The sequence below is a fragment of the Asticcacaulis sp. genome (assembly GCF_035497195.1).
Taxonomy (GTDB): domain Bacteria; phylum Pseudomonadota; class Alphaproteobacteria; order Caulobacterales; family Caulobacteraceae; genus Asticcacaulis.
In genome coordinates this window covers 1-4,948 of sequence record NZ_DATJDZ010000033.1, presented here as the reverse complement: position 1 = coordinate 4,948, position 4,948 = coordinate 1, and the positions used below count along the sequence as shown (strand labels likewise).

Sequence of the window (4,948 nt, the reverse complement as noted above, 5' to 3'; positions counted from 1 at the left end):
GGCGTTTGCCGCACAATCCTATAGCGGCGGGATCGAGCGGTTTCCCGGCGACTGGGCGGAAGCCGGGACCGAAGCGGACGGCGCGCACATTTTCACGAACCTTGGTGCCAGCCGAATTTTCGTGCCAGCCGGGTGGACCGGATCATTCACCACGGCGATGGTAATCAAGCCTCGCGGCGCGCCGTACAACGGGCAGGAATTTCAGGTCCGCATACAGAACCTGACCACCGGTGAAGTGATCGGCCTCGACCCTCCGAAGCCAAACCACAACGGCGAGTTCACAGCATCGCAGGTCGTACCTATGCCGCCGAAGCGCGATGTTGGCATGGTCTACCAGTACCAGTTCCGAAACACTGACGGACGGCTCGACTGGATGACACGCGCGATCTTTTCGGGATACGGCACGAAAAAGGTTGAAGGGCTGATCCCATGGCTGGGTAAGGTGGACTTCTGATGACGCCATATGTCGTCTATCTCATCCACCTTGCCGCTCCGATAGGCCGCGCGCGGCACTATACGGGCATCACAAGGCGGGAACGCCTTCCGGCCCGAATGCGGGAACACGGGCATGGCCGTGGCGCTGTGCTGACCGCCAAGGCGGCAGCAAAGGGTATTCCCATGTATCTGGCGTCAAGCGTAGGGGTTAACCATCCGAGTGAAGAGCGGACGATCAAGCGGCGGGGCCATGCTAAGTCCCGATGCCTGATCTGCCGGAACGGCCTCGACGGGAAAAACCTGTCGGGGAAATTCTTTCAACTGCCGGTGCTTGCGAGAGGAAGCTTCCGGCCTGTCTCATGGTGACGATATGAAATTCTCTGTGAACCGTCTAAAAGAGCCGTCCACGTGGGCGGCAATTGCCGTTCTGGCAACGGTGTTCGGCCTCGATCCTGAAAAGGCAAACCAATTCGCGACCGCAGGAGCGGCGCTCGCGGCGATGATCGCAATGGTGATGCCGGCAAAGGGCAACTGATCAGGGCATGAAAAAACCCGGCGCTGGCAAGGCGACCGGGCTTTCCCATTTACGGGGGGACTTATGGCATATTGCGGAGAACACACGGCTGTCAAGGGAAATGTTGATTTTGCGGTAGCGGTCACGCTCAAATGCAAGTCATGGACATGCCCGGACTGCCACGATCAGCGCAAGGCGCAACTGATCGCGCAGGGCATCGGCGGAACGCCGAATAAGTTCCTGACCCTCACAACGCGGCGCGTCGAGGGAATGACGCCGGAGCAAGCGGCCAAACGCCTTTCGTGGGCTTGGCGGTGCTGCCGCCTCCGGCTGATGCGGCACTACAAAATGAAATCTCTCCCTTTCATCGCGATCATGGAAAAGCATGTGTCGGGCTGGCCGCACCTGCATTTGCTCCTTCGGGCAAAGTGGCTGGATCAGAAATTGCTCTCCACATGGATGCAGGAATTGGCGGACGGACCGAATGTATGGATCGAACATCTTGATCAGTCTCATAAAGCTGTCGTGTATTGCGCGAAATATTGCGGTAAGTGCGCGCAGAAGATCGGCACTGCCAAACGATACTGGCAAAGTAGAGACTACGATCAACGAGAGAAACCGGAGCCCAAAATCAAGTTTGCTCCGGGTGAAGGCTGGGAAATGTGGCCTTATGACTTGTATCGCATGGCAACCAACTGGCAACAGATGGGGTATCACGTCGAATGGTTAAGCAACGGCAAGATAACGCGCTCAAACGAGAAACCGGACTGCAAGGCCGGAAGTCCATGAAAGGGTTCAAGGCCAGCGTCGTGGGTTGGACGCCCCCCCCAAGGGCCAACACGCATCCGCGCGACCATCGCTTGCGCTCCGGACGCACTCCGTGCGTGTTGGCCCTTGGGGGGGGCGAGCGTCAGCGAGAACCCCCCAAGGTTTATACCTTCCATGTAGCGTCCCAGAACCCTTCGCATGGCCTTCCGGGTGCCCTGTCCTTAAGACAGGTCACAAGAGAGGGCGCATTTTTGCAGTCGCGGTGCGCGTTTAACTTGACCCCGAGAGATGAAATCGACGGACGAATTCATCCATTCATATCAACTCGATACAATGTATCGCGCGCCAAGCTGGATATGCTCTCATCACGCATTTCCAGCTTACGACCACCTCAAATCCGTCAACCCGGCAAGTGCCGGGTGCTCCACTCCGTTTCGCCCGCAAGCGGTGACCGATTTAAGGGCTCCGGTCCGTCGAGCGGTGGCGCTCAAAAAGAGCGGTCAGGATCCAGAAGGAGTAAAACGACATGAAAAACACCGAGAAACCCGCCCACGTGGCACTCGATGCGGAGATTGTACGCTTCAAGGCGGACGGCGCGCCGGTCTGGCAACCCATCATCATTGAGCGATGGGATGACGGTAGATCGGCCTTCACGAGACCGGCGATTTACTGCGCGTCATGGCACGGCGCGATAAACGAGGCGCATGAGTACCTTGCAAAGCCGCGCGATACATTCTAGCGGTTGTGCCGTAGTGGGGCCGGAATTGTCCGGCTCCACCACCTAGAAAGGGAAAACTCATGTCCAAAGTGCGCGCACCGCTGCTGTCGTGGGGGGCCGGTGGCCAGATCGCCAAGACGCAGGTCTATTCGAACTGGAAAGGCCGTCCCTACGTTCGCCAGTACGTGGTTCCGGCAAATCCGAATTCGCCGGGGCAGCAACTGACCCGGAACACCTTCCGGTACCTCAACCGCCTCTGGCAGTATCTGCCTGCCGGTGCGCTCGGCGCGTGGTCGCTCTACGCCACCAACCAGCGTTACACCAACCGCAACGGATGGCTGTCGGTAAACACCGGCGTTCTGCGGAGCAAGACCGATCTCACAGATATCATCCTTTCGATCGGTGCCGGTTCGGGCATCGTCGCACAGGCGATGGACGTAGTGGCAGGCTCCGGCTCGCTGACCGTGACCCTCACGGCTCCCGATCTTCCGACCGGCTGGACCATCACCTCCGCATGGGCAATGGCGGTGGCATCGGTCGATCCGCAAACCAGCGACGTTTACGATGCTGTCAGCGGCAGCGATAACGCCACCCCGTTCGAAATCGTGCTTTCCGGCCTCACTCCCGCACAAGAATACGTGGTGGGCGGATGGTTCGAATTCACCAAACCGGACGGCAAAAAGGCTTACGGCATCAGCCTTCAAGACGTTGCCACGCCTACGGTGTAGGCATGGCGCTTTCCAAACGCGACAAGGAACGGCTCGCCGGGGTTGATCCCCGGCTTGCCCGTCTGTTTCGAGAAGTCGCGAAACAACACCCTGGACGATTTATCATCACGGAAGGGTTGCGCTCGAAAGAGCGCCAGGCCGAGATGGTGCGGCGCGGTGCCTCCCGCACCTATTACAGCCGCCACCTGACAGGACGCGCCGTTGACGTTGCCGTCATGGAAAATGGCAAGATCACATGGGATTTCGACGCCTATGCCGACTTTGCCAAGATCGTGAAGGCGGAAGCGGAAATGCTCGACATGCCGATCGTCTGGGGCGGCGACTGGAAGAAACTCCGGGACGGCCCCCATTTCGAGCTTCCGAACGGATGGTGAAGATCAAGCGGGGGGACCTCGACCCGAAGGCCTTCACCCACACACTCAAAGGGTTTTACGTCAAAACGTGGCTCGGGCGACCTATCGTCGCCCGAAGCCCGCGCTTCGGCCCGCGCAACGGAAAGGCCAGCGTCTGGAATAGAAATCAGTTCACCATTGCAGCCCGCATGGCTGCTTCTCCCGTATGGCTGGATCAGGTCGCCGCCATGGGTCTTTCACGCGGGACCGAACAGGTCCCCCGGGATATCCTGATGATGGCCGCATACGGCAACCTTTTCAGCATCGAGTTTCCAGACGGCTCCACCACAACGGTTGCCGATCACAATTACCAGCCGCCCGCACCGGCAGAGGAGTTAACGTCAATGCTTGTGTCGACCATGTATGACGCCGCCTATACGCAAAGTTCGACCTCGACCACGCAAGACACGCTCGGCAGCATCATCGGCTTTCCAGAAGCCACGAAAATTCGCGGCGTCGGCGTCGTCGCCGCTCAATCGGTATCGTGGATCGGCAGCATCATCCTTGCGAAGATCGACGCCTCACTAGTGATCACGGAAATCTTGGCCGAAGGGCCGCAAACTTCCATGCCGTCGATCAGAAAACTACTGTGGCTGCCTGTCGAACTGGACCTCGAAGCGGGCGATCAGATCGCGGTCATCCTGCGCAACCATACCGACCCGTTTTCAGTGTCGTTCTTCGCCCCGATGATCGATCTTCCGCATTTGCTGTTCCCCCTGACGGCAGTCCGAACGATCAGAGCAAACGCCGACTGGACCGGCGTCGGAACCGCCTATTCCAGCATCACGGCAGGCGCCGCGATGGCTGTTTCGTTCAAGATCGTGGAGTGACCCATGGCCCTCAACCCGTCCATCCGCAAGGTACCGATCATCGGTGACGACATTTACAAGATCGGCCAGATTTACGACATCGTGAACACGCCTTGCAGCATCGACCCATGGCTGTGGGTCTACGGCTTCTGGCATGAAGTCCCCTACATTTTTGCAATGCTGTTCCTGCCCGATCCAATCGACTTTGTGCAGGAACGGTTCGGCAAGCCTCATCACAGGAAGCGCCGCTACAAGGGCAAGGCGGCGGCATGGGCGCAAGCCGATATCAGCCCGGGCAAGGGGCTTGGCTGGGCGGCCTTCAAGATGACGGAATGGGTTGATCGCGTCGGCTGGTACCTGTTGATCGCCGACACGTCGATCCAGTTCGCACTCAACTGGACGACACTGGTTTACCAGTGGAGCGGTTGCCCGACGCCGGGCATGGCGTTTGCCGCACAATCCTATAGCGGCGGGATCGAGCGGTTTCCCGGCGACTGGGCGGAAGCCGGGACCGAAGCGGACGGCGCGCACATTTTCACGAACCTTGGTGCCAGCCGAATTTTCGTGCCAGCCGGGTGGACCGG

8 protein-coding genes are annotated in these 4,948 nt (G+C 59.1%); all 8 read left to right on the top strand.

Annotation, left to right across the window (positions count from 1 at the left end):
* Positions 1 to 454 (top strand): hypothetical protein (locus VL130_RS19445; protein WP_325365681.1); only part of this gene is annotated, 454 nt, incomplete at its 5' end.
* A gap of 351 nt (positions 455 to 805) precedes the next feature.
* Positions 806 to 970, top strand: a complete 165-nt coding sequence (locus tag VL130_RS19440) for a hypothetical protein (RefSeq protein ID WP_325365679.1) — start codon at positions 806 to 808, stop codon at positions 968 to 970.
* A gap of 63 nt (positions 971 to 1,033) precedes the next feature.
* A complete protein-coding gene (locus tag VL130_RS19435; protein ID WP_325365678.1) occupies positions 1,034 to 1,738 on the top strand; it encodes a rolling circle replication-associated protein in 705 nt (234 codons plus the stop codon).
* 505 nt (positions 1,739 to 2,243) lie between these two features.
* Complete coding sequence (locus VL130_RS19430) at positions 2,244 to 2,456, top strand: hypothetical protein (RefSeq protein ID WP_325365677.1); 213 nt, start codon at positions 2,244 to 2,246, stop codon at positions 2,454 to 2,456.
* Positions 2,457 to 2,515: 59 nt separating this feature from the next.
* Complete coding sequence (locus tag VL130_RS19425; RefSeq protein ID WP_325365676.1) at positions 2,516 to 3,163, top strand: hypothetical protein; 648 nt, start codon at positions 2,516 to 2,518, stop codon at positions 3,161 to 3,163.
* Positions 3,164 to 3,165: 2 nt separating this feature from the next.
* Entirely contained in the window at positions 3,166 to 3,537 is a 372-nt protein-coding gene (locus VL130_RS19420) for a M15 family metallopeptidase (protein ID WP_325365674.1), read from the top strand.
* Positions 3,531 to 4,385: a hypothetical protein gene (locus VL130_RS19415; protein ID WP_325365673.1), complete on the top strand. Its 855-nt coding sequence runs from the start codon at positions 3,531 to 3,533 to the stop codon at positions 4,383 to 4,385. Before VL130_RS19420 ends, VL130_RS19415 begins: the two co-directional genes overlap by 7 nt.
* Before the next feature lie 3 nt (positions 4,386 to 4,388).
* Positions 4,389 to 4,948 (top strand): hypothetical protein (locus tag VL130_RS19410; RefSeq protein WP_325365671.1); only part of this gene is annotated, 560 nt, incomplete at its 3' end.